Below are 24,118 nucleotides of genomic sequence, written 5' to 3'. Positions count from 1 at the left end.
GCGGCTTCGTGCGGGCGGCGTCGGTCGGGACGCCCGCCCGGCGCTCCTCGCGGAGCAGGGCTCAGGTGGCCTCGGAGTCGATCGGCGGCGGCGCGACGCTCGAGAGCGTGCCGGACGAGACGGAGCGCTGCATCGTCGTGTAGTAGCTGTCCTGCGCGGAGCCGGTGCCGCCCGGCACGACCGGAGCGGCGACAGCGGTGGGCGGCTTCACGGTGGGGGCCGGATCGTCCTCGAGCAGGGCGTCGCGGATGATGCGGCGGGGATCGTACTGGCGCGGGTCGAGCTTCTTCCAGTCGACGTCGTTGAACTCGTCGCCCATCTCGTCCTTGACGCGCTCCCGGGCCTGCGTGGCGAATCCGCGCACCTTGCGCACGAGCTGCCCGAGCTGGGCGGCGTAGTGCGGGAGGCGGTCGGGACCCAGCACGAAGACAGCGATGACCCCGATGATGAGGAGCTTGTCGAACGTCAGACCGAACACGAGGACAACACTAACCCGCCGCGCCTCCCTCGCGGAGCCCGCGCGCCACCGTACCCTGACGATGCCCGGGCGCGATCCGCTCGGTGCACCGATCAGAGGAGCGCCCCCGTGTCCGACAAGGATGCCAACTGGAAGTACGCCGAGGACGCGGTCGTCGAGTCGGAGGCCATCGCCTCGGCCCGCCGGCTCTCGGTCGAGCTGGGCATCGACGCCGTCTCCCCCTCGATCGGAGCGCAGGCCGCGCTGGTCGCCGCCGCGGCGCGCGCGACCTCCATCATCGAGATCGGTACCGGCACCGGAGTGAGCGGCCTGTGGCTGCTCGACGGCGCCCCCGAGGCGATGCTCACCTCGATCGACTCCGAGGCCGTGCACCAGCAGCACGCGCGCGCCCAGTTCCACGAGGCGGGCATCTCGCCCAACCGGCTGCGGCTCATCCCGGGCCGCGCCCTCGAGGTGCTGCCCCGGATGAACGAGAACTCCTACGACATCGTCTTCGTCGACGGCGATCCGCTGCAGGTCATCGAGAACGTCGAGCACGCGCTGCGGCTCGTCCGTCCGGGCGGGACGGTCCTCGTCCCCCACGCGCTCTGGCGCGGACGCGTGGCCAACCCCGCGCAGCGCGACGAGATCGCGACGGCGTTCCGCACGCTGGTGGCCGAGGTCTGCGCCTCCCCCGCCGTGGTCAGCGTGCTCTCGCCGATCGGCGACGGCCTGCTGCAGGCCAACAAGCGCCGCGCCTGACGAGCGCGGCCGACCGAGGAAAGACGGAACGCCCGCCGCACGATGTGCGACGGGCGTTCACGACGGTGCGGATCAGGCGGGAGACACCACCGACGCGAGCGCGTCGTGCAGCTCTTTCGCCTCTGCATCGTTGACCGAGACGACGAGGCGTCCGCCTCCTTCGAGCGGAACGCGCACGACGATGAGTCGGCCCTCCTTAACAGCCTCCATCGGTCCGTCTCCGGTCCTCGGCTTCATGGCCGCCATAGAGTTCCCCTTTCGTGACGTATCCCCCTATTATCGTGCATCCGCGGGGGTGTTCCGAACCGCGCCCGGAAGTCGGGCGTCAGCCGATCACGGCGGGGACCAGTCGCCCGGGGTGAACACCCAGCACAGCAGCACCCAGACGATCTGCCCGACGATCGATGCGGCCACCACGAACACCCTCAGGAGAGTCGACCGCGGCACCGCGAGCGCCCCGGCCAGCGGGAACATCGGCATCAGGATGCGGAACGTGCTCGACTGCGGGTAGAAGAACGCGAAGAGGTAGATCGCGTAGCCGCCGACCCAGAGCCGCGAGAAGACGTCGAGGCTGCGCGTGGCCCGCGAGAACAGGATCGCCAGGAATCCGAGCACCACCACGACGGTGATGCCCATGCCCGTGATCGGCGAGCCGAACCAGAGGCCTCCCCACCAGCCTCCACCGGCGAACCAGGAGGTGAAGGGGATGAGCTCGCCCTCGCCGATGAAGACGCTGCGCCAGGCGAGCTCGGTGTCGGTGTAGGCGGTGAAGGAGCCGGTCACGGCCCAGGCGATGAGCAGCCAGGCGAACCCCACCGCGAGGGACCAGACCGTGAGGGCGACCGTGAAGGCGAACTCCCGGCGGGCGAACGGCTCGGTGCCGCGCACGTGGCGCCAGACGCGGTAGAGGAAGTAGAGGCCCGTCATCGCCGCGATCGCGAGGCCGCTCGGGCGCAGGAGCCCCACGACCAGCACAACGGGGAACGTCCAGATCCACTTGCGGCGCACCAGCAGGAGGAGCAGCACGGCTGTCAGGAGGATGCCGCCGGACTCGGCGTAGCCGATCTGCAGGATCGGGGACGTCGGAGCGACGCAGAAGAAGACGATCCCCATCAGCGCCTGGCCCTCGCTGAGCGAGACGCGGAACAGCCGGTAGATCACCAGGCACGCCGCTGCACTGCAGACCAGGGCGACGAGCACCGCCGCGTTCGCCCAGTCGAGCCCGGTGATGTTCATCAGGCCGCGGACGGTGAACGGGTAGACGGGCATGAACGCCCAGGGGTTCTGCTCCACGGCTCCGGACGGCGAGAGCGGCAGGACCGACGGGTACCCCGTCATCCCGATCCGCTCGTACCAGCCGCCGTCCCACGTCGTCGCGAACCGGACGTAGGTGTCGCGGAGTCCCGTCCACTCGACGCCCTGACGCACGGCGCCGACACGGAGCATGATCACGGTCGTGACGACGCGGGACACGGCGAAGACCAGGAGCACCTGGATCCACCACGGGATCCTCCGGAGCAGACCCCAGCGGGAGCGGGACGGAGAGGCGTCCTCCGTCTCCGGCGCGATCGCGGTGGCGCTCACGCGAGAGGCCCGCGGTCCGTCGAGGAGGCGGAGGCGGTCGTCAGCGGGGAGCGGGCGGGTGTCGCCGCGGCTCGCCGGCGGGTCGGCCGGAGGAGGGGCGACGCGTGTCGCGGCTCACCGGCTGGCGTGAGGGGAGACATTCCGACGAGCATACCCGTGCGGGAGTCGGGAGTCCCCGGAGGAGCACCGCGCCGGGCGGGCGCGCGGCACGATCACGGCGGAGTCCAGTCCGATCCGGCGACGGCCCAGCAGATCGAGATCCAGACGATCTGGCCGCCGATCCCGAGCAGGACCAGCGCGACGCGGAAGACCGGCGAGCGCGGCACCGCCAGCGCTCCGACGAGCGGGAACATCGGGCCCAGCAGCCGGAAGGTGCTCGACTGCGGGAAGAAGAACGCCAGCAGGTAGACGCCGTACCCGGCGACCCAGGCCCGGCTGAAGAGATCCAGCCTCCGTGTCCACGGTGCGGCGAGGATCCCGACGAACGCCGCCAGCAGGAGCACCACCAGCACGATGCCGACGGCCGGAGCCCCGAACCACCACGAGCCCCACCAGGCGCCGCCCTGGAACCACGGAGTCAGCGGGAGCAGCTCCTGGTAGCCGATGTAGACCGCACGCCACGCCAGCTCGGTGTCGGTGTACGCGGTCATCGACCCGGTGACGACCCACGCCACGGCGGGCCAGAGGAAGCCGACCACGAGCCCCCACGCCGTCAGGCCCACGGCCGGCAGCCACTCCGACCGCGGGAACGGCTCCGTGCGGCGCCGGACGAACCGGTAGACGACGTACAGGCCGAGCGCGGCGGCGAAGGCGAGCCCGCTCGGCCGGGTCAGGCCCAGCAGCAGCACCACGGGCACGACCGCGAGCCAGCGCCGCCGCACCAGGAGGAGGAGCGTGACCGCGGTCAGCAGCATCGCCATCGACTCCGCGTAGGCGAGCTGCATCAGCGGCGAGGTCGGCGCCACGCAGAACAGCAGCACCGCCGTCAGCGACTGCGACTCGCCGAGGGAGTGCCGGAAGAGGCGGTACAGGACGAGGCAGGCTCCGGCTCCGCACAGGACGGAGACGGTCACGGCGGCCGGAGCCCAGGTGAGGCCGGTGAGCGCCATCAGCGCCTTCACGACGCCCGGGTAGAGCGGCATGAAGGCCCAGGCGTTCTCCCCCACGTGGCCGTCCTGCGTGATCGGCAGGAAGCCGGGGTACCCGGTGGCCGCGATGATCTCGTACCAGCGGCCGTCCCACATCGACGCGAAGGCCGAGTAGGACGGGGAGGGTCCGGTCCACGGGTTCGCGAGCTGGTGCGCGGCGAACTGCAACAGGATCACCGTCGTGACCACGCGGGTCGCGATGTACACCAGGAGGACCCGCGCCCACCACGGGACCAGGCGCAGGCGGAGGCGGAGTCGGACGGGGACGGCCGTGGCGGTCGCGCTCACGAGGACGCGGTCAGCCAGCGGCGGAGGCCCTCGGTGCACTCGGTGATCTCGTGCACCGCCACGCGCTCGTCGTCGGCGTGGGCCCGGAGCGGGTCGCCCGGTCCGTAGTTGACAGCCGGGATGCCCATGGCGGAGAACCGCGCGACGTCGGTCCAGCCGTACTTGGGCTTCGCCTCGGCTCCGACGGCCGCGAGGAAGGCCTGGGCCAGAGGTGCGTCCAGCCCCGGGCGGGCGCCCTCGGCCAGATCGTCCACCGTCACCTCGAACCCCTCGAAGAGCTCCTCGAGGTGGGCGAGCGCCTCCTCCCCGGACCGGTCGGGGGCGAAGCGGTAGTTGACCTGCACCGTGCAGAGGTCCGGGATCACGTTGCCCGCGACCCCGCCGGTGACGCGCACGGCGTTGACGCCCTCGCGGTACACGAGGCCCTCGACCTCGACCTCGCGCGGCACGTAGGCGGCGAGGCGGTCGAGGATCGGCGCGGCCGCGTGGATCGCGTTCTCGCCGACCCAGCTGCGGGCGGAGTGGGCGCGGACGCCGCGGGTGACCACGTCGACCCGGAGCGTCCCGTTGCAGCCGCCCTCCACTGCTCCGCTCGTCGGCTCGCCGAGCACCGCGAAGTCGGCGGAGAAGAGGTCGGGGCGGTGCCGGGAGAGGCGGCCGAGGCCGTTGAGGTCCGCTGCGACCTCCTCGTTGTCGTACCACATCCAGGTGATGTCGACGGCCGGATCGGAGAGCTCGGCGGCGAGGACGAGCTGCACCGCCACTCCGGCCTTCATGTCGACGGTCCCGCGGCCGACCAGGTGCTCGACGCCGTCGATCGTCTCGGCGACGACGGGCAGGTTGCCGTTGACCGGCACCGTGTCGAGGTGCCCGGCGATCACGACGCGCTGGGCGAGGCCGAGGTTCGTCCGCGCCACGACGGTGTGGCCGTCGCGGATGACCTCGAGGTGGTCGTACTGCTCGAGCGCCCACTGCACCGCGTCCGCGATCTCGAGCTCGTCGCCCGAGACGGAGGGGATGTCGCAGAGGATCCGCGTCAGGGCGACCGGATCGGTGCGCAGATCGAGCGGAGGGGCGGTGGTCGGATCGGCCATGCGCCCCAGGGTAGCGGCCGGACGCTCCGCGCTACCCTGATCGGCATGACCCTCGAGCACTCCGCAGACTCCTCCGCGCCCGCCTCCGCCTGGGGATACGGGCTCGCCACCGTGGCCGCCGACGGCACCGTCCTCGACACCTGGTTCCCGGAGCCGCGCCTCGGCACCATCCCGGCCGGCCGCGACCCCTGGATCGTGCCGGCGGAGTTCGAGGAGCAGGCCGGCGAGGATCCGCGCCGCGAGGTCCGCATCGACGTGGTCACGCTGCAGATCGACGTGCAGGCGCCGCCCGCCTCCACGTCCGACGCCTACCTGCGGCTGCACCTGCTCTCGCACCTCCTGGTCCGCCCGAACGAGGTGAACCTCGACGGCGTCTTCGCCCACCTGCCGAACGTGGTGTGGACGAACGCCGGTCCGGTCTCGCCGGAGTCGTTCACCCGCCTGCGCCCCTCGCTCCGGCGCCACGGCATCCAGGCCACCGGGATCGACAAGTTCCCGCGGCTGACCGACTACGTCACCCCCGCGAAGGTGCGCATCGCGGACACCTCGCGCGTCCGCCTCGGGGCGCACCTGGCACCCGGCACGACGGTGATGCACGAGGGCTTCGTCAACTTCAACGCCGGGACCCTCGGCAGCTCGATGGTCGAGGGGCGCATCTCGCAGGGCGTCGTGGTCGGCGACGGCTCGGACATCGGCGGCGGCGCGTCCATCATGGGCACCCTCTCGGGCGGAGGAGTGCAGCGCGTCTCGATCGGCGCGCGGGCGCTGCTGGGTGCGAACTCGGGCATCGGCATCTCCCTCGGCGACGACACCGTCGTCGAGGCCGGCCTCTACGTGACCGCCGGCACCAAGGTCGTCGTGGTCGGCGGAGCGCCGCGCGCCGACGGCGCCCCGCAGACCGTGAAGGCCGTGCAGCTCTCGGGCGTGCCGAACCTGCTCTTCCGCCGCAACTCACTCACCGGAGCTGTCGAGGTCCTCCCCCGCACCGGCGCCGGCATCGAGCTGAACGCCGCCCTGCACGCCTGAGGACGGGCGTCCGGCGCCGCCGGGCCCAGCAGGCGGCACCCCGGGACGAACCGTGCTGATCGAGTCCGCGGCGACCACGCCGCTCTGCGTCCCGCCTCGAAGAAGAGGTTCGAGTCTCGGACGGCTGACGAGAGGCGGGTGCGCCGCACGGCGAGAGCCCGCCCCCCGGCGGGGACGGGCTCTCGGGGACCGGTCAGCGGTCGTTCGGCCAGTGGCGCTCGGGCGAGCCCATGTAGAGCTGCTGCGGGCGGCCGATCTTGGTCTGCTTGTCGGTGTTCATCTCACGCCAGTGGGCGATCCAGCCGGGCAGGCGGCCGATCGCGAAGAGCACGGTGAACATCCGGGTAGGGAAGCCCATCGCCTTGTAGATGACGCCCGTGTAGAAGTCGACGTTCGGGTAGAGGCGCCGCTCCTTGAAGTAGTCGTCCTCGAGAGCGAGGGCCTCGAGCTCCATCGCGATGTCGAGCAGCGGGTCCTTCACGCCGAGGGCCTGCAGGACCTCGGAGGCGCTCTCCTTGACCAGCTTCGCGCGCGGGTCGTAGTTCTTGTACACCCGGTGGCCGAAGCCCATCAGGCGCACGCCCTCCTCCTTGTTCTTCACCCGCTCGACGAACGTCGACACGCTCTCGCCCGACTCGCGGATCCGGCCGAGCATGGTGAGCACCGCCTCGTTCGCTCCGCCGTGCAGAGGGCCGAACAGGGCGTTGATGCCGGCAGACACCGAGGCGTAGAGGTTCGCCTCGGTCGAGCCGACGAGGCGGACGGTCGACGTCGACGCGTTCTGCTCGTGGTCCTCGTGGAGGATCAGGAGGCGGTCGAGCGCCTTCGAGAGCACCGGGTCGACCTGGTACTGCTCGGCCATCGTGCCGAAGTTGAGGCGGAGGAAGTTGTCGACGAAGCTCAGCGAGTTGTCCGGGTAGAGGAACGCCTGGCCGATCGCCTTCTTGTGGGCGTACGCCGCCATCACGGGCAGCTTCGCCAGGAGGCGGATCGTGGTGAGCTCCACAGCTTCCGGATCCTTCGGGTTGGAGCTGTCCTCGTAGTACGTCGACAGGGCCGAGACCCCGGCCGAGAGCACCGACATGGGGTGCGCGCTGTGCGGGAGCGCGTCGAAGAAGCGCTTGAGGTCCTCGTGGAGGAGCGTGTGGCGGCGGATGCGCTCGTCGAAGCCCGCGAGCTCGTCGGCCGTCGGCAGCTCGCCGTAGATGAGGAGCCAGGCCACCTCGAGGTAGGTCGCGTTGGTGGCCACCTCCTCGATCGGGTAGCCGCGGTAGCGGAGGATCCCCTGGTCGCCGTCGATGTAGGTGATCTGCGACTTGGTCGCCGCCGTGTTCACGAAGCCGTAGTCGAGCGACATGAAGCCGGTCTGCTTCGACAGGGTCGAGAAGTCGATGCTCGAGGAACCGTCGACGCTGCGCAGGACCGGGAAGTCCGCGGTGCGGTCGCCGAAGGTGAGCGTGACCTTCTCGGGGAGCTCCTGCTCCGCCGGCGCGGGAGGCGGCGTCGTGGCGCTCCCGGTCGCGGGCTCCGTGGAGCCCACCGTCGCGGTTCCGTCGCTCTGCGTGCCGGATTCGGTCACAACGCCTCCCAGGTCGTCGCGGTCGCACCCCGGAAGCGCTCGCGCGGAGCGGGCGGCGCCGGGTCTGGATCGTGGTGCAGCCGGGGCCTCGTGAGGCACCGTCGACCGAACCACATACAGCCTATGGGCAAAGCGGGGGCACTGTGACATCGCCCAGCGCTGGGGCCGGGGCCTTGTCGGAACCCGCCAGGATCGGCCGGGTCGAGCGCCTCAGAGGCCGCCGGACAGGCGCTCGACGGCCGCGTCGATCCGCTCGTCGGAGGCCGTCAGCGAGAGGCGCACGTGCTCGGGGAAGCCCTCCCCGTAGAAGACGCCGGGGCCCGCGAGGACGCCGAGGCGGGCGAGCCGGTCGATGGACTCCCAGGCCGGGCGGCCCTCGGTCGCCCACAGGTAGAGGCCGGCCTCGCTGCGGTCGATCCGGAAGCCCGCGGACTCGAGGGCGGGCCGGAGGCGGTCGCGGCGGGAGCGGTAGCGCTCCTTCTGCGCGGCGACGTGCTCGTCGTCGGCGAGGGCGACGATCATCGCCTCCTGCAGCGGACCGGGCACGATCATGCCCGCGTGCTTGCGGACGGTCACCAGGCGCGCGATCAGGGCCGCGTCCCCGGCGACGAAGGCGGCGCGGTAGCCGGCGAGGTTCGACTGCTTGCTCAGCGAGTAGACGCCGAGGACCCCGGTGCGGTCCTCCCCCACCACGCGCGGGTCGAGGACGCTCGGGATCGGCTCGTCGGCCCAGCGGCCGTCCCAGCCGAGCTCGGCGTAGCACTCGTCCCCCGCGATCACAGCGCCCAGCTCACGGGCACGCGCGACGGCGCGCTGCAGGGCGGGCACGTCGAGCACGGCGCCATCGGGGTTGCCGGGAGAGTTGAGCCAGACCAGGCGGGTCGTCACAGGCCACTCGGCGGGGTCGTCGGAGGCGAGCGCCTCGGCGCCGGCGATCGCCGCGCCCATCGCGTACGTCGGGTAGGCGGCGCGCGGATGCACGACCACGTCCCCCTCCCCGAGTCCGAGGAGGAAGGGCAGCCAGGCGACGAGCTCCTTGGAGCCGATCGTCGGCAGGACCTCGTCGATCCCGAGGCCCTCGACTCCGCGCCGCCGCGCGTACCAGGCGGCGATCGCCTCGCGCAGAGCGGGGGTGCCCACGGTCGTGGGGTACGCGTGCGAGTCCGTCGCGCGGGCGAGCGCGTCGCGGATCGGGGCGGGCGTCGGGTCCACCGGCGAGCCGATCGACAGGTCGACGATCCCGCCGGGGTGCTCCGCCGCCGTGCGGGCGAAGGGCGCCATCAGGTCCCAGGGGTAGTCGGGCAGCGCGCCGAGGGCCATGGGAGCGGCCTCAGTGGCTCTGCGGAGGCAGCGCCGCGATGACCGGGTGGTCCTTCGCGATCACGCCGACCTTGGCGGCTCCGCCCGGGGAGCCGATCTCGTCGAAGAACTCGACGTTGGCCTTGTAGTAGTCGGACCACTCCTCGGGGAGGTCGTCCTCGTAGTAGATCGCCTCGACGGGGCAGACCGGCTCGCAGGCACCGCAGTCGACGCACTCGTCCGGGTGGATGTAGAGCGAGCGCTCGCCTTCGTAGATGCAGTCGACCGGGCACTCGTCGATGCAGGCGCGGTCTTTGACATCGACGCACGGAAGTGCGATCACGTAGGTCACGGTGCTCCAGGTCCCTTCGAACAGTGTCTCTATCGTACGGGGGCCGACGGGGCGTCGGCGTCCGCCGGCCGCGGGGCGGCGGCGGGAGCGGCCGCCCGCAGCCGCGGCCAGGCGATCACGACGAGGGCGATGAGGGCGGGGAGGAAGGTCCAGGCCACGCCGAGGCCGTTCGCCGGGACGAGGACGGATCCGCCCGTGCTGCGCAGGGCGAGCAGCCCGATCATCCCGAGCAGGCCCATCGCGGTGCAGAACGCGACGAACCGGTCCATGAGCACGAGGCGCAGCCCGAGCAGGAGCAGCAGCACGCCGGCGAGGGAGGCGGCGAGGCCGACCGGGAGGACGACACCGCCGACCGACACGGTGCTCTGATGGGCGACGGTCGTGATCGCTCCGACCACCGCGCCGACCAGGACTCCGGCGACGCCCGACAGCACGCGCGATCCCAGCGTCGGACGCTCCTCCGGCAGCGGCGCCGGACGCCCCGCCTGCGCGACCGGGCGGAAGCGCTCGATGCGGCCGATGGGGAACGGCGGACCGCTCGAGAGGCGGGCCTCGTCGCCCTCGACCACCAGCTGCGTCGCGTGCGCCTCGAGGGCCGCGCGCTTGCGGGCGTGGTCCTCGGCGGACAGCTCGATCACGACGTCCCCGGGGAGGGGCGGGGCCGCGTCGGGGAGGACGGCGAGGAAGCGCAGGCCCAGCAGCCCGGCGGCGCGCTCGGCGACCCGGGCGGTGCGGACGTGGTCCGGGTGGCCGTAGCCGCCGCCCGCGTCGTAGGACAGCACGACGCCCGCGTCGACCTGCCGGAGGACGGCGACGAGATCCGCCACCTCCTCGTCCTCGGGCGCGGCGGTGAAGGACGCGGGATGCACCGGCTCGAGCGGCACCGGGACGCGGCCGGGCCCCCACTGCATGCCGGAGTCCCGGTAGACGCGCGGAGCGAGGCCGGGTGCGCGGGCGCCGGCCTCGCCGAGGAAGCGGTGGTCGGCGACGCCGAGGGCCGTCAGGGCGACGACGAGCTCGGTCGTCCGGTGCGCGGCCAGCTCGGCCGAGCCCTCGAGCGGAGCGAGGTCCTCGGGGATGACCTCGCCGCACTCGCCCCGCGTGGCGGTGACGACGGTGACGGAGGCGCCCTGCGCCACCAGCCGCGCCAGGGTCCCGCCCATGGTGATCGTCTCGTCGTCGGGGTGGGCGTGCACCGCCACCACCCGCTCCGCTGCTGCGTCCCGGCCCGCGTCCACTCTCCGCCTCTCGTCCCGCGCGGCCTCCGCTGCGGGCGCTTCTGGACAGCGACCGGGCAGCGGACTACAGTCGACCCGGGTTAGGCAAGGCTTACCGAACAACGGAGCCGCGCCGACCGGATCGACTCGGGGCGGGAGTCGCCCCCTCCTCGTCCACCATCGACCAAGAGAACACGCGTGCTCGCAAACTACCTCATCGGCCTCCGCGAAGGCCTCGAAGCCGGCCTCGTGGTCGGCATCCTCGTGGCCTACCTGACCAAGCTCGGCCGGCGCGACGTGCTGCCGCGGCTCTGGACCGGCATCGCCGCCGCGATAGCGATCTCACTCGTCACCGGTGCGATCCTCACCTGGGGCCCCTCGACCCTGTCGTTCCAGGCTCAGGAGCTCATCGGCGGCGGCCTCTCGATCCTCGCGGTCGGCCTGGTCACCTGGATGATCTTCTGGATGGGCGCGAACGCCCGCAGCATGAAGGGCGACCTCGAGTCCCGGCTCGACGGCGCCGTCGCGGGTTCGGCCCTCGGCATCGTGGTCCTCGGCTTCATCAGCGTCGGCCGCGAGGGCATCGAGACGGCGCTCTTCGTCTGGGCGAGCGTGTCCTCGAGCACTGCGGGGTCGGGATCCAGCGCGTGGGTCGGCACGGTCGGCGCGATTCTGGGCATCCTCAGCTCGGTCGTCATCGCGTACCTGATCTTCCGGGGCTTCGTCCGGATCGACCTCGGGCGCTTCTTCACCTGGACGGGCGGCTTCCTCATCCTCGTCGCGGCCGGCGTCCTCTCCTACGGCGTCGGCGACCTGCAGGAGGCGTCGCTCCTGCCCGGCTGGGGCACCCCGCTGTTCTCGCTCGGCCCGATCCTCCCGCCGCCCGCGACCGCCGTGGTCGGCGGCCTCTTCAACTACACGCCCGAGCCGACCGCTCTGCAGTTCGCCGCCTGGCTGCTCTACCTCGTCGTCGTCGGCGCCCTGTTCGTCCGCCAGGTCCGCCTGCGCGGTCCGCGACGGGGCAGCGCGGCCCCGGTCGCCGCTCCCGCTCCCACCTCCGTCTGACCCGCTCCGGCACCGCCGGCGCACTCGCCCCGATCCAGGAGAAGCATGTCCTCGCGCGCTCGTCCCACCCTCCCCCGCGTCACCCTCGGCCTCGCCGGCGCCGGCGCCCTGGCGCTGATCCTCACGGGCTGCGTGCCGAACACCCCCGCGTCCTCCTCCTCCGTCGCGCTCGACGTCGCGATCAGGGACGACGCCTGCGAGGTGTCGACGGCGACCGCCGAGGCGGGAGCGGTGACGTTCTCACTGACCAACGGCGGCTCGGACGTCAACGAGTTCGAGATCCTGGCCGAGGACAAGCTGCGGATCGTGGGCGAGAAGGAGAACGTGACCCCGGGCCAGAGCGTCTCCTACGTCGCTCAGCTCGAGCCTGGCACCTATTACACCGCCTGCAAGTTCCAGCAGGTCGGCGCCCCGGTCGGGCTGAGCGAGTTCACCGTGACCGGTGAGGCCACCGCGCAGTCGGCGGACGAGAAGGCGGCGACGGAGGCGGCGGTCACCAACTACGTGGCGTACGTGAAGTCGCAGGTGGGCGAGCTGCTCCCCGCGGTCGCCGAGTTCGCGCAGGCCTACGAGGCCGGCGACGACGAGAAGGCGCGCGGCCTCTTCGCGTCGACCCGCGTCTTCTACGAGCGGATCGAGCCGACCGCGGAGGCGTTCGGCGACTTCGACCCGCGCATCGACTACCGCGAGGTCGACGCCGTCGCCGAGGGCCTGGACTGGACCGGCTTCCACCGCATCGAGAAGGACCTGTGGGCCCCCGCGGAGGGTGCGCTCAACTCCGACGGCACGAGCGCGCTCCTCGACTGGGCGCCCTCCACCCCCGAGCAGCGCGCCCAGTTCGGCCAGGGCCTCGTCGACGACGTGCAGAGCCTGGCCGACCTCGTGAACGCGCCCGGCTTCACCGTGTCGGTGGGCGACATCTCGAACGGCGCCATCGGCCTGCTCGACGAGGTCGCGGCCGGCAAGATCACGGGCGAGGAGGACTGGTGGTCGAGCACCGACCTCACCGACTTCGCCGCGAACGTCCAGGGCGCGGAGGTGGCGTTCGGCAACGTCGAGCCGATCGCGACCGCCAGCGGCGACGAGGGCGCCGACCTCACCGGACGGATCACGCAGCGGTTCTCCGAGCTCGACGCTCTGCTCGCGCAGTACGGCTCGATCGACTCCGGCTTCGCCGCGTACTCCACCGTCACCGCGGAGCAGAAGAAGGAGCTCTCGGACGCGGTCAACGCTCTCTCCGAGCCGCTCTCGCAGCTGACCCACACGGTGCTGGGCGTCGAGGAGCCGACCGCGTAGTGGACGCCGAGCAGCACGAGGGAGCCCGGCCGACGGAGTCCGAGCAGCCCGCCGACGAGCCCCGCCGCCTCTCGCGGCGCGGGCTGCTCGGCCTCGTCTCGGCGGGGACGGCCGGGCTGGCCGCCGGAGTGGGCGGCACGGTGGCCGTCACATCGTCCGCGAGCGCGACGGCCTCCTCCGACCCGCGCACCGTGCCGTTCTTCGGCGCGAACCAGGCGGGCATCACCACCGCCGCGCAGGACCGGCTGCACTTCGCCGCGTTCGACCTCGCCGCGGGCACCACGCGCGAGGACCTCGTCGAGCTCCTGAAGGACTGGACGCTCGCCGCCTCCCGGATGACCCAGGGCCTCGAGGTCGGCGAGAACGGCGCGGTGGACGGGCCGGACACGGCTCCCCCGGAGGACACCGGAGAGGCGCTCGGGCTCGACGCCGCGTCCCTCACCGTCACGGTCGGCTTCGGACCCACCCTCTTCACGGACGAGTCCGGCGCCGACCGCTTCGGCCTCGCCGACCGCCGGCCTCCTGAGCTGCAGGCCCTGCCCCGCTTCCGCGGCGACGCGCTCGTCCCCTCGGCCGGCGGCGGCGACCTGTGCATCCAGGCCTGCGCCGACGATCCGCAGGTCGCCGTGCACGCCATCCGCAACCTGAGCCGGATCGCGTTCGGCCGGGCCTCGCTCCGCTGGTCTCAGCTCGGCTTCGGCCGCACCTCCTCGACGTCCACCGCCCAGGCGACTCCGCGCAACCTCTTCGGCTTCAAGGACGGCACGGCGAACGTGAAGTCCGAGGAGGCCGACGCCGTCCAGGAGCACGTCTGGGTCCCCTCCTCCGACGGCCCCGCGTGGATGGTCGGCGGCAGCTACCTGGTCGCGCGGAAGATCCGGATGATCATCGAGACGTGGGACCGCAGCCAGCTGGGCGAGCAGGAGCGGGTCATCGGCCGCAGCAAGGGGTCCGGAGCCCCGCTCTCGGGCGGCACGGAGTCCACCGAGCCCGACTTCGCAGCGGCCGGCGCCACCGGTGCCCCGCTGATCGATCAGGAGTCGCACGTGCGCCTCGCGCACCCGAGCGTGAACAACGGAGTGCGGCTCCTGCGGCGCGGCTACAACTTCGTCGACGGCAACGACGAGCTCGGACGCCTGAACGCGGGGCTGTTCTTCCTCTCGTTCCAGCGCTCCCCGGAGCAGTTCGTCACCGTGCAGCGGAACCTCGCGACGGACGCGCTGAACGAGTACGTGAAGCACGTCGGCTCGGCCGTGTTCGCGGTGCCGCCCGGTGCTCGCGACGAGACCGACTTCCTCGGCTCCGGCCTCTTCGCCTGATCCCTGAGAGGACCCGCACTCCGTCCCAGGATCCGGCGGGCGCACTCCACGGCGCGCCGAAGCCTGCGCCCGTAGCGTCGTCGGCGATGTCCGGGAACAGTGCGAGAAGCGGCCTGACCAAGCGCGAGCGCCAGGAGCTCGCCCGAGCGCAGGCGCGGGAGCGCCGCGAAGCCGAGAGGCGCCGGCGGCGCCGGAACCGGCTGCTCGGGCAGGGCGGAGCGGTCGTCGGGCTCCTCGCGGTCGTGGCCCTGGTCTGCTGGAACGTCTGGTCGCAGCAGGAGGTCGCGAGCGCCGGCCCGGCGAACATGCTCAGCGACGGCATCGTCCTCGCGGGCGACGGCTCGGCCGTGACGGCGACGACGAGCGCGGCGATCGCTCCGGGAGCATCCCCCGTCCCGACCGATGAGAGCGCCACGCGTGCGGGCGGAGTCGTCGCCGTCGACCTCTACGTCGACTACCTCTGCCCGTACTGCGGGCAGTTCGAGAAGGCGAACGCCGAGCAGCTGCAGTCGTGGCTGACGAAGGGGGCGATCACGCTCGAGATCCACCCGGTGGCGATCCTCGACTCCTCCTCGGCCGGCTCCGAGTACTCCAGCCGGGCCGCGAACGCCGCCGCGTGCGTCGCCGACGAGGATCCGGACCGCTTCCTCGCCGTGAACGCGGCGCTCTTCGCGCAGCAGCCGGCGGAGGGGACGACGGGCCTCGACGACGACGCTCTGCGGGCGCTGGTGACCGGAGCGGGCGTCACCGACGACGACGTCCTCGCCTGCATGACCGCGGGCGAGTTCCGGCCCTGGGTGAAGGCCGCGACGGAGCGGGCCACCTCGCTCCCCCTCGCGAACTCCTCCCTTCCGAAGCTCGAGTCGACGCCGACCGTGCTGGTGAACGGCGAGCAGTACACGGGGAAGCCGGACGACGCGGCGGCGTTCGTCTCCTTCGTCACCTCGACGCTCGAGGCGGAGTCCGCGACCCCCTCTGCCTCTCCGAGTCCGGCGGGCTGATCCGGACCGCGAGGGACGGGATCGGCGCTGCACGCTGCAGCACCGGGCGGAGACGACGAGACCGGCCGGAGCATCGCTCCGGCCGGTCTCGTCGTGGGCGGGCGCCGAGGCGCCCGGGGCTCAGCCCTGCTTCTTGAGGCGGCTCGTCATGCGCGCGCGGGCGTTCGCATCGAGCTCCACCTTGCGGATGCGGACGACCTCGGGGGTGACCTCGACGCACTCGTCCTCGCGGGCGAACTCGAGGCACTCCTCGAGCGTCAGCTGACGCGACGGCGTCATCGACTCGAAAGTGTCGGAGGTGGACTGACGCATGTTGGTCAGCTTCTTCTCCTTGGTGATGTTCACGTCCATGTCGTCGTTGCGCGAGTTCTCGCCGATCACCATGCCCTCGTAGACCTCCTCGGTGGGGTTCACGAAGAAGGTCATCCGCTCCTGGAGCGCGATGATGGCGAACGGGGTCACGACGCCGTTGCGGTCCGCGACGATCGACCCGTTGTTGCGGGTGACGATCGCGCCGGCCCACGGCTCGTAGCCGTGCAGGATCGCGTTCGCGATGCCGGTGCCGCGCGTGGTGGTGAGGAACTCGGTGCGGAAGCCGATCAGGCCGCGCGACGGAACGATGAACTCCATGCGGACCCAGCCGGTGCCGTGGTTCGACATGCCGTCCATGCGGCCCTTGCGGGCGGCGAGGAGCTGCGTGATCGCACCGAGGTAATCCTCCGGAGCGTCGATCGTCAGGTGCTCGAAGGGCTCGTGCGTCTTGCCGTCGACCTGGCGGGTGACCACCTGGGGCTTGCCGACGGTCAGCTCGTAGCCCTCGCGGCGCATCTGCTCGACGAGGATGGCCAGCGCGAGCTCGCCGCGACCCTGGACCTCCCACGAGTCGGGGCGTCCGATGTCGACGATCTTGAGCGACACGTTTCCGATGAGCTCGCGGTCGAGGCGGTCCTTGACCATGCGCGCCGTGAGCTTGTGGCCCTTCACCTTGCCGACGAGCGGCGAGGTGTTGGTGCCGATCGTCATCGAGATCGCCGGGTCGTCGACCGTGATGGCCGGCAGCGGGCGGATGTCCTCGGGGTCGGCGATGGTCTCGCCGATGGTGATCTCGGGGAAGCCCGCGATCGCGACGATGTCGCCGGGGCCCGCGGACTCGGCCGGGTAGCGGTCGAGCGCCTTGGTGATCAGCAGCTCGGTGATGCGCGCGTTGGTGTGGGTGCCGTCGTGGTGGACCCAGGCGACCGTCTGCCCCTTCTTGATCGTGCCGTTGAAGACGCGGAGGAGGGCGAGGCGGCCGAGGAACGGCGACGCGTCGAGGTTGGTGACGTGGGCCTGGAGGGGCGCGTCGTCGTCGTAGGTCGGCGCGGGGATGTGCTTGAGGATCGCCTCGAACAGCGGCTCCAGGTCCTCGGCGTCCGGCAGCGTGCCGTCCTCGGGCTTGTTCGCCGAGGCGCGGCCGGCCTTGCCGGAGGCGTAGACCACGGGGACGTCGAGGATCGCGTCGAGGTCGAGGTCCGGCACGTCGTCGGCCATGTCGGAGGCGAGGCCGAGGAGCAGGTCCTGGCTCTCGGCGACGACCTCGTCGATGCGCGCGTCGGGGCGGTCGGTCTTGTTGACCAGGAGGATGACGGGGAGCTTCGCCTCGAGCGCCTTGCGCAGCACGAAGCGGGTCTGGGGCAGCGGGCCCTCGGACGCGTCGACGAGGAGGCAGACGCCGTCGACCATCGACAGGCCGCGCTCAACCTCGCCGCCGAAGTCGGCGTGGCCCGGGGTGTCGATGACGTTGATGGTGATGGGACCGTCGCTCGCGTGCTTGCCGCTGTACGAGACAGCGGTGTTCTTCGCGAGGATCGTGATGCCCTTCTCGCGCTCGAGCTCGTTGGAGTCCATCGCGCGCTCGTCCACGTGGGCGTGCGCGTCGAAGGAGTTCGTCTGCTTGAGCATGGCGTCGACCAGCGTGGTCTTGCCATGGTCGACGTGGGCGACGATCGCGACGTTGCGCAGGTCGGAGCGGGTGGCACTTGCCATGGATACGGACTCGTCTCGTGTTCTCGTGCAAAAGGGGGACCATCCATCGTACCGCAGCGAGGCGTCCGCACGGCGAAGGGCCCCGGATCCCCGCTCCGGAGGGCTCCGAGGAGCGCTCCAGGCGGGGCCGGGGCCCTGGTGACGGTCGGTCAGACCGCGAACTCGATGCCGGCGCCGGGGATGGCGTCGAGCAGCTCGCGGGTGTACTCCTGCTGCGGCGAGTCGAACACGGTGTCCGTCGGGGCGTGCTCGACGATCCTGCCCTTCTGCATCACGCAGACGTCGTCGGCGATCACGCGGACCACCGCCAGGTCGTGCGTGATGAACAGGTAGGTCAGCCCGAGCTCGGCCTGCAGGTCGGCGAGGAGGCGGAGGATCTGCGCCTGGACGAGGACGTCCAGAGCCGACACGGCCTCGTCGAGCACCACGATCTCCGGCTTCAGCGCGAGCGCGCGGGCGATCGCCACGCGCTGGCGCTGGCCGCCGGAGAGCTCGTTCGGGTACCGGCTCGCGATCACGCGCGGGAGGGACACCTGGTCGAGCAGCTCGAGGACGCGCTCGCGCTGCGACGTCCGGTCGCCGACCGTGTGCACCCGCAGCGGCTCCGAGATGGTGTTGCCGATGTTGTGCAGCGGGTCGAGCGAGCCGTACGGGTCCTGGAACACCGGCTGCATGGAGCGCCGGAGCGCCAGCATGTCGCGGCCCTTGAGCTTCTCGGTCCGGCGACCGGCGATCGAGATCGCTCCGGACGTCGCCGTCTCGAGGCCCAGCACCAGGCGGGCGATCGTCGACTTGCCCGATCCGGACTCGCCCACGAGCGCCGTGGTGGTGCCCTTCGGGATCGAGAACGACACGTTGTCGACGGCGGTGAAGTCCTCGGCCTTCAGGCCGCCGCGGCGGATCTTGAAGACCTTCGTGAGGCCGTCGACCTCGATCATCGGGGCGCCCGAGGCGACCGCGCCGGCGTGGTGCGCGGCGCCCGCGCCGACCAGGTCGACCTCGCGCACGGCCTCCGACTCGCCGGAGACCGACTCCACGGCCCGGCCGGCCGTCGACTGGATGCGGCGCGACGCGAGGCTGGGCGCCGCCGCGATCAGGCGCTGCGTGTAGGGGTGCTGCGGGTTCTGCAGCACCTCCACCGAGGCGCCGGACTCGACGATGCGGCCCTTGTACATGACGATGAGCTTCTCGGCGCGCTCAGCGGCGAGGCCCAGGTCGTGCGTGATGAAGAGCAGCGCGGTGCCGTCGGTCTTCGTCAGCGTCTCGAGGTGGTCGAGGATCCGGCGCTGGACCGTGACGTCGAGCGCCGAGGTGGGCTCGTCGGCGATCAGCAGCTGGGGAGCCGCGGCCAGGCCGATGCCGATCAGCACGCGCTGGCGCATGCCGCCCGAGAACTGGTGCGGGAACTGCTTGAGGCGCTTCTCCGCGTCGGCGAGGCCCGCGTTCTGCAGGACCTCGATCGCCTTGGCGCGCACCTCCTTGCGACCGGTCGCGAGGCCGTTGGCCTTGATGGTCTCCTCGACCTGGAAGCCGACCGACCACACGGGGTTCAGGTTCGACATCGGGTCCTGCGGGACGTAGCCGATCCGGCGGCCGCGGATGTCCTCGAGCTCGGTCCTCGTCGCCTTCGCGAGGTCCTTGCCGTCGAACAGCACGGAGCCGGCGGTGACCTGGCCGGTGCCGGGGAGCAGGCCGATGATCGCGGCGGCGGTCGTCGACTTGCCGGAGCCCGACTCCCCCACGATCGCGACGGTCTGGCCGTGCTCGATCGTGAGGCTCACGCCGCGGAGGGCGGGGACCAGTCCGCTGCCGGTCTGGAAGCCGACCTCGAGGTCGGTGACCTCGAGCAGCGGCCCGTGCGGTGCGTTCGGTGTCGTGGCGGTCATCGGAGGGCCCTCGCCTTCGGGTCGAGCGCGTCGCGGAGCGATTCGCCGAGGAGGATGAAGCTCAGCACCGTGACCGTCAGGGCGATCGACGGGTAGATCAGCGTCTGCGGGTTGGTGCGCAGATCGCGCTGGGCCTGGCTGATGTCGTTGCCCCACGACATGACCGAGCCGGGAAGGCCGACGCCGAGGAACGACAGCGTCGCCTCCGCGGTGATGGCCGCGCCGAGCGAGATCGTCGTGACGACGATGACGGGAGCGATCGAGTTCGGCAGCACGTGCCGGAACAGGATCGCCATGCGGGAGAGGCCGGTCGCGGTGGCGGCGCCGACGAAGTCGGCCTGCTTCACGCGGAGGACCTCGGAGCGCAGGACGCGCGCCGTCGTCGGCCAGGCGAACGCGCCGATCGCCAGGGCGATGACGAACACGTTCCGGTAGGCCGAGAAGACGGACATGATGACGACCGCGGCGAGGATGTACGGGATCGAGAAGAAGATGTCGCCGAGGCGCATGATCACGGTGTCGACCCAGCCGCCGAAGAAGCCGGCCAGAGCGCCGCCGATGACGCCGGAGACCGTCGTGATCACGATCACGATGAGGCCGACGGTCAGCGACGTGGACGTGCCGTGGATGATCCGCGAGAAGACGTCGCACCCCTGCTTGGTGTAGCCGAGCAGGCTGCCGTCGCCGGGGCCCTGGTTGCTGAACGAGAGCGCGCACTGGCGGGGGTCCACCGAGGTGAACAGGCCCGGGAACAGCGCGACGGCGATGATGACGAGGATCAGGACGCCCGAGATCCAGAACATGGGCCGCTTGCGCAGGTCGCGCCACGCGTCGGTCCAGAGGTTGCTGGGCTTCTCGTCGAGGCTGACGGCGTCGACCGACGCGATCGGCGTCTCCTCGAGCGGGGCCACGAAGTGGTCGATGCGGCGGGCCTTCTGCGCGCCGCCGGTGGACTCATTTGGCATAGCGGATCCTCGGGTCGAGTACGGCGTAGAGCAGGTCGACGAGGATGTTCACCACGAGGTAGAACAGCACCATGACCGTGACGAAGGAGACGACGGTCGGCCGCTCACCTCGGATGATCGCCTGATAGAGCGTGTTCCCGACTCCGGGAACGTTGAAGATGCCCTCGGTCACGGTCGCGCCGACGATCAGGAGGCCGAAGTCGGCTCCGAACTGCGTCGTGACCGGGATGAGCGAGTTGCGCAGGACGTGCACGGGGATGACGCGGCGTCGCGAGAGCCCCTTGCTGTACGCGGTGCGGACGAAGTCCGAGCCGGCCGTCTCGATGACCGAGCCGCGCGTGAGGCGGATGGCCGACGCGACCACGAACAGGGCGAGCACGATCGCGGGCAGCAGCAGCCTCTGGAACGACGCGTCGGCTCCGACGGTCGGAGGGAACCATCCCAGCTGGATCGCGAAGAAGGACTGCGCGATGAAGCAGAGCACGAAGATCGGCACCGACACGAGCAGGAGGCTGACGACCAGGGCGCTCGCGTCGAAGAAGCTGCCCTTGCGCAGACCGCTGATGAGGCCGATGGTCAGCGCGACGACGATCTCGATGACGATCGCCATCATGGCCAGCGTCAGGGTGACCGGGAAGGTGCGGGCGAGGATCTCGTTGACGGACTGGCCGGAGAACGAGATGCCGAAGTCGCCGCGGACGACGCCTCCCAGGTAGTACAGGTACTGGACGAAGAAGGGCTCGTTCAGGTGGTACTGCTCCTCGAGGCGGGCGAGGAGTGCGGGGCTCGGCGTCTTGTCGCCGAAGAGCGACAGGAGCGGGTTCCCCGGCATGGAGAAGACCATGAAGTAGATGAGGAACGTGGTGCCGATGAGCACGGGGACGGCTTGCAGGATGCGTCGGACGATGTAGGCGAGCATGTCAGCCCAGCCGGTTCCGGAGTCGCATGGATGGGGACCTCATTCGATTGTGACCGAAACAGGGCGCTCCGCCCGTGCCGTGACCTGGTGGCCGACGGCACGGGCGAAGCGCCCCAGTGGTTCGAGCTTAGTTCTTGGTGATCTCGTAGTAGAGCGGCACCGAGTTCCAGCCGAACTCGACGTTCGACACGCCCTCGCCGTAGCCGCCGGTCACGTTCGCGTACCACAGGGGCAGCGACGGGAGGTCCTTCAGGAGGATCTCCTGGGCCTGCTGGAACGTCTTGTTCGCAGCGTCGGCGTCGGCGTCCGACAGGCCCTGCTGGAGCAGGGTGTCGAACTCGGGGTTCGAGTAGTCGCCGTCGTTGGACGAGGCGCCGGTCACGTAGAGCGGTCCGAGGAAGTTGTAGAGGCTCGGGTAGTCGGCCTGCCATCCGGTGCGGAACGCGGTCTCGATCGAGCGGTCGACGATCTTGGTGCGCGCCTCGGCGAAGGTCGGGTACGCGTCGCCCTCGGCGTCGATGCCCAGCGTGTTCTTGATCGAGTTGGTCACCGCGTCGACCCAGCCCTGGTGGCCGCCGTCGGCGTTGTAGGCGATCTTGAAGGTGCCGTCCCAGGGGCTGATCGCGTCGGCCTGAGCCCACAGCGCCTTGGCCTCGTCGGGGTTGTACTCGAGCACGTCGGCGCCGGAGAGGGCGTCGCTGTAGCCGTCGATCACCGGGGAGGTGAAGTCGGAGGCCGGGGTGCGGGTGCCCTCGAAGATCACGTCGGTGATCTCCTTGCGGTCGAAGGACATCGAGATCGCCTGGCGGCGGAGCTGGCCCTCCTCGCCGTCGAAGTGCGGGAGACGGCCCGGGATGGTGAAGGACTGGAACACGGCCGAGGGCTGGTTCACGGCGCGGTCGCCGAGGTCGCTCTCGAAGGTGCCGAAGGCGGAGTCCGGGATCTGGTCGATCACGTCGACGTTGCCGCCGAGGAGGTCGGCGTAGGAGGCGTCCTGGGTGGCGTAGAAGACGATCTTCAGGCCGCCGTTCTGGGCCTCGCGGGGGCCGGTGTACTCGTCGTTCTTGACGAGCTCGATCTGGACGTCGTGCTGCCACGCGTCGTCGCCGTCGAGCTTGTACGGGCCGTTGCCGATCGGGTTCTCACCGAAGGCGGCCATGTCGTCGAACGCGGCGGCGGGCAGCGGGTAGTACGCCGAGTAGCCGAGGCTGATCGGGAAGTCCGACTGGGGGGACTTGAGCGCGACGGTGAAGGTGGTGTCGTCCACGGCCTTGAGGCCGGTGAGCTCGCTGTCCTCGGTGTCGCTGAAGCCCTCGAAGTTCGAGAAGAACGACGCGCTGAGCTGGTTGTTCGACAGCTTGGCGCCGTAGTTCCAGGCGTCGATGAACGAGCTGGAGGTGACCGGGTCGCCGTTCGTGAAGGTCAGGCCCGACTTGATTGTGATCGTGTAGTTCTGCGCGTCGTCCGACTCGATGGACTCGGCGACGTCGTTCTCGGGGGCGCCCTTGGCGTCGTAGTAGACCAGGCCCGCGAAGATCTCGTCGAGGATCTTGCCGCCGCCCACCTCGTTGGTGTTCGTCGGGATCAGCGGGTTCTGCGGCTCGGAGCCGTTCGTGGAGATGATCGCGGCGGCGTCGCCTCCCGATGCACCTCCACCCGAGTCGTTCGAGCTGCTGCAGCCGGCCAGGACCAGCGTGCTCGCGGCGACGAGCGCCAGAGCCCCGAATCCGTAACGTCTGATGTTCACTATTCCTCCAGTGATGTGGGGGCGCGCGAGAAGTGGTTTCCCTGACGCGTGGAGTGCCGTGCGCGTGGCGACGGCGGCGGCGCACGAGACTGGTGGCCGTCGCGCGGATGCCTTCAACGAGACTATGTATTCGCCCGCTATCTGCACAAAAGCATGTGGCAACCGTTACACAGCGGTAACCGGGAGGTGGAATCCTTGCGCTGTTCTGCACGAAACGTGCGTGCCGGGCGGCCGTCGCGCAACACATCGACTTCAGAGGAGACGCACGGAGTGTCCATCGACCTGTCAGGATCCGCGCCCGGACGGCGCCGGATCCGCGTCGAGATCCTGCTGGTCCTCGGGCTCTCGCTGGGTGCCTCCGCGGTCTACTCGGTGGTCTCCATCGCCAATCGGCTCACCCGCTCGACCGCGCTGGCCGACCAGACAGCGACGATCAACGGCGCCCTCAGCGACCGCCCGGGCTTCGACCTCGTCTACCAGCTGCTCGCGCTCTTCTTCGACCTGGTGCCGGTGGCCCTCTGCGCGTTCCTGCTCTGGCAGAGCTCGGGCCGTCCGCTCGGGCGCCTGGGGCTCGACCTGCGCCGTCCGTTCGCGGACCTGGGGACCGGGACCGTCCTCGCGGTGGCGATCGGCGCGCCGGGCATCGCGCTGTACGCCGTCGGACGCGCGCTGGGCATCACCGTGGCGGTGGTGGCCTCGCCGCTGGACGCGTACTGGTGGACGGTGCCCGTGCTCGTGCTCTCTGCGATCCGGGCGGGAGTGCAGGAGGAGGTCGTCGTGATCGGGTACCTCTTCGCCCGCCTGGGCGATCTGGGCTGGGGGCGGTGGCGGATCCTGGTGACCAGTGCGCTGCTCCGGGGCAGCTACCACCTGTACCAGGGCATCGGGCCCTTCATCGGGAACGTGGTCATGGGCCTGGTGTTCGGACTGTTCTACCAGCGCTTCGGCCGCACCCTGCCCCTGGTGATCGCCCACTCGATCATCGACATCGTCTCGTTCGTCGGGTACCCGCTGGCCGTCGCCCTCTGGCCCGAGCTGTTCGCGCCGCCGGCTCCGCGGACGTGACGACGGACCGATCGCATCCGAGGA

Annotated in this window: 21 protein-coding genes; 7 read left to right on the top strand and 14 right to left on the bottom strand. The window is 71.0% G+C overall.

All coding sequences use genetic code 11. From position 1 onward, the window contains the following. Positions 1–61 precede the first annotated feature (61 nt). Positions 62–478 (bottom strand): twin-arginine translocase TatA/TatE family subunit, encoded by a 417-nt coding sequence (locus C5C71_RS00860; protein WP_146076468.1) that lies wholly within the window; start codon positions 476–478, stop codon positions 62–64. Between the two features lie 108 nt (positions 479–586). Here C5C71_RS00860 and C5C71_RS00855 point away from each other — a divergent pair, with 108 nt between their 5' ends. Next, positions 587–1,219 (top strand): O-methyltransferase, encoded by a 633-nt coding sequence (locus C5C71_RS00855; RefSeq protein ID WP_104222989.1) that lies wholly within the window; start codon positions 587–589, stop codon positions 1,217–1,219. Between the two features lie 72 nt (positions 1,220–1,291). On the opposite strand, the gene C5C71_RS00850 is transcribed toward C5C71_RS00855, so the two are convergent. From C5C71_RS00850 to dapE, 4 genes are all read right to left on the bottom strand, one after another. Further along, positions 1,292–1,465 carry a DUF3117 domain-containing protein gene (locus C5C71_RS00850; RefSeq protein ID WP_068208299.1) on the bottom strand — a complete coding sequence of 58 codons (174 nt, stop codon included), beginning with the start codon at positions 1,463–1,465 and terminating at the stop codon, positions 1,292–1,294. Between the two features lie 87 nt (positions 1,466–1,552). Continuing rightward, complete coding sequence (locus tag C5C71_RS00845; protein WP_104336951.1) at positions 1,553–2,803, bottom strand: hypothetical protein; 1,251 nt, start codon at positions 2,801–2,803, stop codon at positions 1,553–1,555. 212 nt (positions 2,804–3,015) lie between these two features. After that, positions 3,016–4,239 carry a hypothetical protein gene (locus C5C71_RS00840; RefSeq protein ID WP_258068549.1) on the bottom strand — a complete coding sequence of 408 codons (1,224 nt, stop codon included), beginning with the start codon at positions 4,237–4,239 and terminating at the stop codon, positions 3,016–3,018. Then, a complete protein-coding gene (gene dapE / locus C5C71_RS00835) occupies positions 4,236–5,333 on the bottom strand; it encodes a succinyl-diaminopimelate desuccinylase (RefSeq protein ID WP_104272627.1) in 1,098 nt (365 codons plus the stop codon). The genes C5C71_RS00840 and dapE overlap by 4 nt, the downstream gene beginning before the upstream one ends. A 45-nt stretch (positions 5,334–5,378) precedes the next feature. Here dapE and dapD point away from each other — a divergent pair, with 45 nt between their 5' ends. After that, positions 5,379–6,359, top strand: coding sequence for a 2,3,4,5-tetrahydropyridine-2,6-dicarboxylate N-succinyltransferase (dapD, locus tag C5C71_RS00830; protein WP_104232738.1), 981 nt, complete (start codon positions 5,379–5,381; stop codon positions 6,357–6,359). 193 nt (positions 6,360–6,552) lie between these two features. Here dapD and C5C71_RS00825 read toward each other — a convergent pair whose 3' ends face one another. The 4 genes from C5C71_RS00825 to C5C71_RS00810 all read right to left on the bottom strand — a co-directional run bounded on the left by C5C71_RS00825 (position 6,553) and on the right by C5C71_RS00810 (position 10,827). Next, complete coding sequence (locus tag C5C71_RS00825; RefSeq protein ID WP_258062828.1) at positions 6,553–7,938, bottom strand: citrate synthase; 1,386 nt, start codon at positions 7,936–7,938, stop codon at positions 6,553–6,555. A gap of 210 nt (positions 7,939–8,148) precedes the next feature. Beyond that, the gene (gene dapC, locus C5C71_RS00820; protein ID WP_104336950.1) at positions 8,149–9,258 is read right to left on the bottom strand and encodes a succinyldiaminopimelate transaminase; all 1,110 of its coding nucleotides are present in this window, start codon (positions 9,256–9,258) and stop codon (positions 8,149–8,151) included. A gap of 10 nt (positions 9,259–9,268) precedes the next feature. Further along, complete coding sequence (gene fdxA, locus C5C71_RS00815) at positions 9,269–9,589, bottom strand: ferredoxin (RefSeq protein ID WP_104222984.1); 321 nt, start codon at positions 9,587–9,589, stop codon at positions 9,269–9,271. A 29-nt stretch (positions 9,590–9,618) separates the two neighbouring features. Next, positions 9,619–10,827: a PIG-L family deacetylase gene (locus C5C71_RS00810; RefSeq protein ID WP_146084384.1), complete on the bottom strand. Its 1,209-nt coding sequence runs from the start codon at positions 10,825–10,827 to the stop codon at positions 9,619–9,621. 177 nt (positions 10,828–11,004) lie between these two features. Between C5C71_RS00810 and efeU the strand changes: the two genes are divergently transcribed. The 4 genes from efeU (at position 11,005) to C5C71_RS00790 (ending at position 15,487) form a co-directional block, all read left to right on the top strand. Continuing rightward, positions 11,005–11,871: an iron uptake transporter permease EfeU gene (gene efeU, locus C5C71_RS00805; RefSeq protein WP_104336948.1), complete on the top strand. Its 867-nt coding sequence runs from the start codon at positions 11,005–11,007 to the stop codon at positions 11,869–11,871. 45 nt (positions 11,872–11,916) lie between these two features. Beyond that, positions 11,917–13,167, top strand: coding sequence for an iron uptake system protein EfeO (efeO, locus tag C5C71_RS00800; protein WP_104336947.1), 1,251 nt, complete (start codon positions 11,917–11,919; stop codon positions 13,165–13,167). Continuing rightward, a complete protein-coding gene (efeB, locus tag C5C71_RS00795; RefSeq protein WP_104336946.1) occupies positions 13,167–14,486 on the top strand; it encodes an iron uptake transporter deferrochelatase/peroxidase subunit in 1,320 nt (439 codons plus the stop codon). The genes efeO and efeB overlap by 1 nt, the downstream gene beginning before the upstream one ends. An 86-nt stretch (positions 14,487–14,572) precedes the next feature. Beyond that, a complete protein-coding gene (locus C5C71_RS00790) occupies positions 14,573–15,487 on the top strand; it encodes a thioredoxin domain-containing protein (RefSeq protein ID WP_104336945.1) in 915 nt (304 codons plus the stop codon). 120 nt (positions 15,488–15,607) lie between these two features. Here the strand turns inward: C5C71_RS00790 and typA are convergent, their stop codons facing one another. The 5 genes from typA to C5C71_RS00765 all read right to left on the bottom strand — a co-directional run bounded on the left by typA (position 15,608) and on the right by C5C71_RS00765 (position 23,029). Next, positions 15,608–17,512, bottom strand: a complete 1,905-nt coding sequence (typA, locus tag C5C71_RS00785) for a translational GTPase TypA (protein WP_104336944.1) — start codon at positions 17,510–17,512, stop codon at positions 15,608–15,610. A gap of 149 nt (positions 17,513–17,661) precedes the next feature. After that, entirely contained in the window at positions 17,662–19,398 is a 1,737-nt protein-coding gene (locus tag C5C71_RS00780; protein ID WP_104336943.1) for an ABC transporter ATP-binding protein, read from the bottom strand. After that, complete coding sequence (locus C5C71_RS00775; protein ID WP_104222976.1) at positions 19,395–20,363, bottom strand: ABC transporter permease; 969 nt, start codon at positions 20,361–20,363, stop codon at positions 19,395–19,397. Before C5C71_RS00775 ends, C5C71_RS00780 begins: the two co-directional genes overlap by 4 nt. After that, positions 20,353–21,282, bottom strand: a complete 930-nt coding sequence (locus C5C71_RS00770; protein ID WP_104222975.1) for an ABC transporter permease — start codon at positions 21,280–21,282, stop codon at positions 20,353–20,355. The genes C5C71_RS00775 and C5C71_RS00770 overlap by 11 nt, the downstream gene beginning before the upstream one ends. A 127-nt stretch (positions 21,283–21,409) precedes the next feature. Further along, entirely contained in the window at positions 21,410–23,029 is a 1,620-nt protein-coding gene (locus C5C71_RS00765; RefSeq protein ID WP_104222974.1) for an ABC transporter substrate-binding protein, read from the bottom strand. Between the two features lie 270 nt (positions 23,030–23,299). Here C5C71_RS00765 and C5C71_RS00760 point away from each other — a divergent pair, with 270 nt between their 5' ends. Then, on the top strand, positions 23,300–24,094 hold the full coding sequence (locus C5C71_RS00760; protein WP_258062631.1) for a CPBP family intramembrane glutamic endopeptidase: 795 nt from the start codon (positions 23,300–23,302) through the stop codon (positions 24,092–24,094). Positions 24,095–24,118 lie beyond the last annotated feature (24 nt).

The organism is Rathayibacter sp. AY1C1 (assembly GCF_002932105.1).
In the GTDB taxonomy this organism is placed as follows: Bacteria; Actinomycetota; Actinomycetes; order Actinomycetales; family Microbacteriaceae; genus Rathayibacter.
The sequence above is the reverse complement of the archived record's forward strand: the minus strand, read 5'-3'. Positions and strand labels throughout refer to the sequence as shown.

What these genes read in the sequence shown, in the direction of transcription:
- C5C71_RS00770 (WP_104222975.1), bottom strand. Translation starts at nt 21,282, where the DNA reads ATGCTCGCCTACATCGTCCGACGCATCCTGCAAGCCGTCCCCGTGCTC.
- dapC (WP_104336950.1), bottom strand. Translation starts at nt 9,258, where the DNA reads ATGGCCCTCGGCGCGCTGCCCGACTACCCCTGGGACCTGATGGCGCCC.
- C5C71_RS00790 (WP_104336945.1), top strand. Translation starts at nt 14,573, where the DNA reads ATGTCCGGGAACAGTGCGAGAAGCGGCCTGACCAAGCGCGAGCGCCAG.
- dapD (WP_104232738.1), top strand. Translation starts at nt 5,379, where the DNA reads ATGACCCTCGAGCACTCCGCAGACTCCTCCGCGCCCGCCTCCGCCTGG.
- typA (WP_104336944.1), bottom strand. Translation starts at nt 17,512, where the DNA reads ATGGCAAGTGCCACCCGCTCCGACCTGCGCAACGTCGCGATCGTCGCC.
- efeO (WP_104336947.1), top strand. Translation starts at nt 11,917, where the DNA reads ATGTCCTCGCGCGCTCGTCCCACCCTCCCCCGCGTCACCCTCGGCCTC.
- dapE (WP_104272627.1), bottom strand. Translation starts at nt 5,333, where the DNA reads ATGGCCGATCCGACCACCGCCCCTCCGCTCGATCTGCGCACCGATCCG.
- C5C71_RS00780 (WP_104336943.1), bottom strand. Translation starts at nt 19,398, where the DNA reads ATGACCGCCACGACACCGAACGCACCGCACGGGCCGCTGCTCGAGGTC.
- C5C71_RS00850 (WP_068208299.1), bottom strand. Translation starts at nt 1,465, where the DNA reads ATGGCGGCCATGAAGCCGAGGACCGGAGACGGACCGATGGAGGCTGTT.
- C5C71_RS00775 (WP_104222976.1), bottom strand. Translation starts at nt 20,363, where the DNA reads ATGCCAAATGAGTCCACCGGCGGCGCGCAGAAGGCCCGCCGCATCGAC.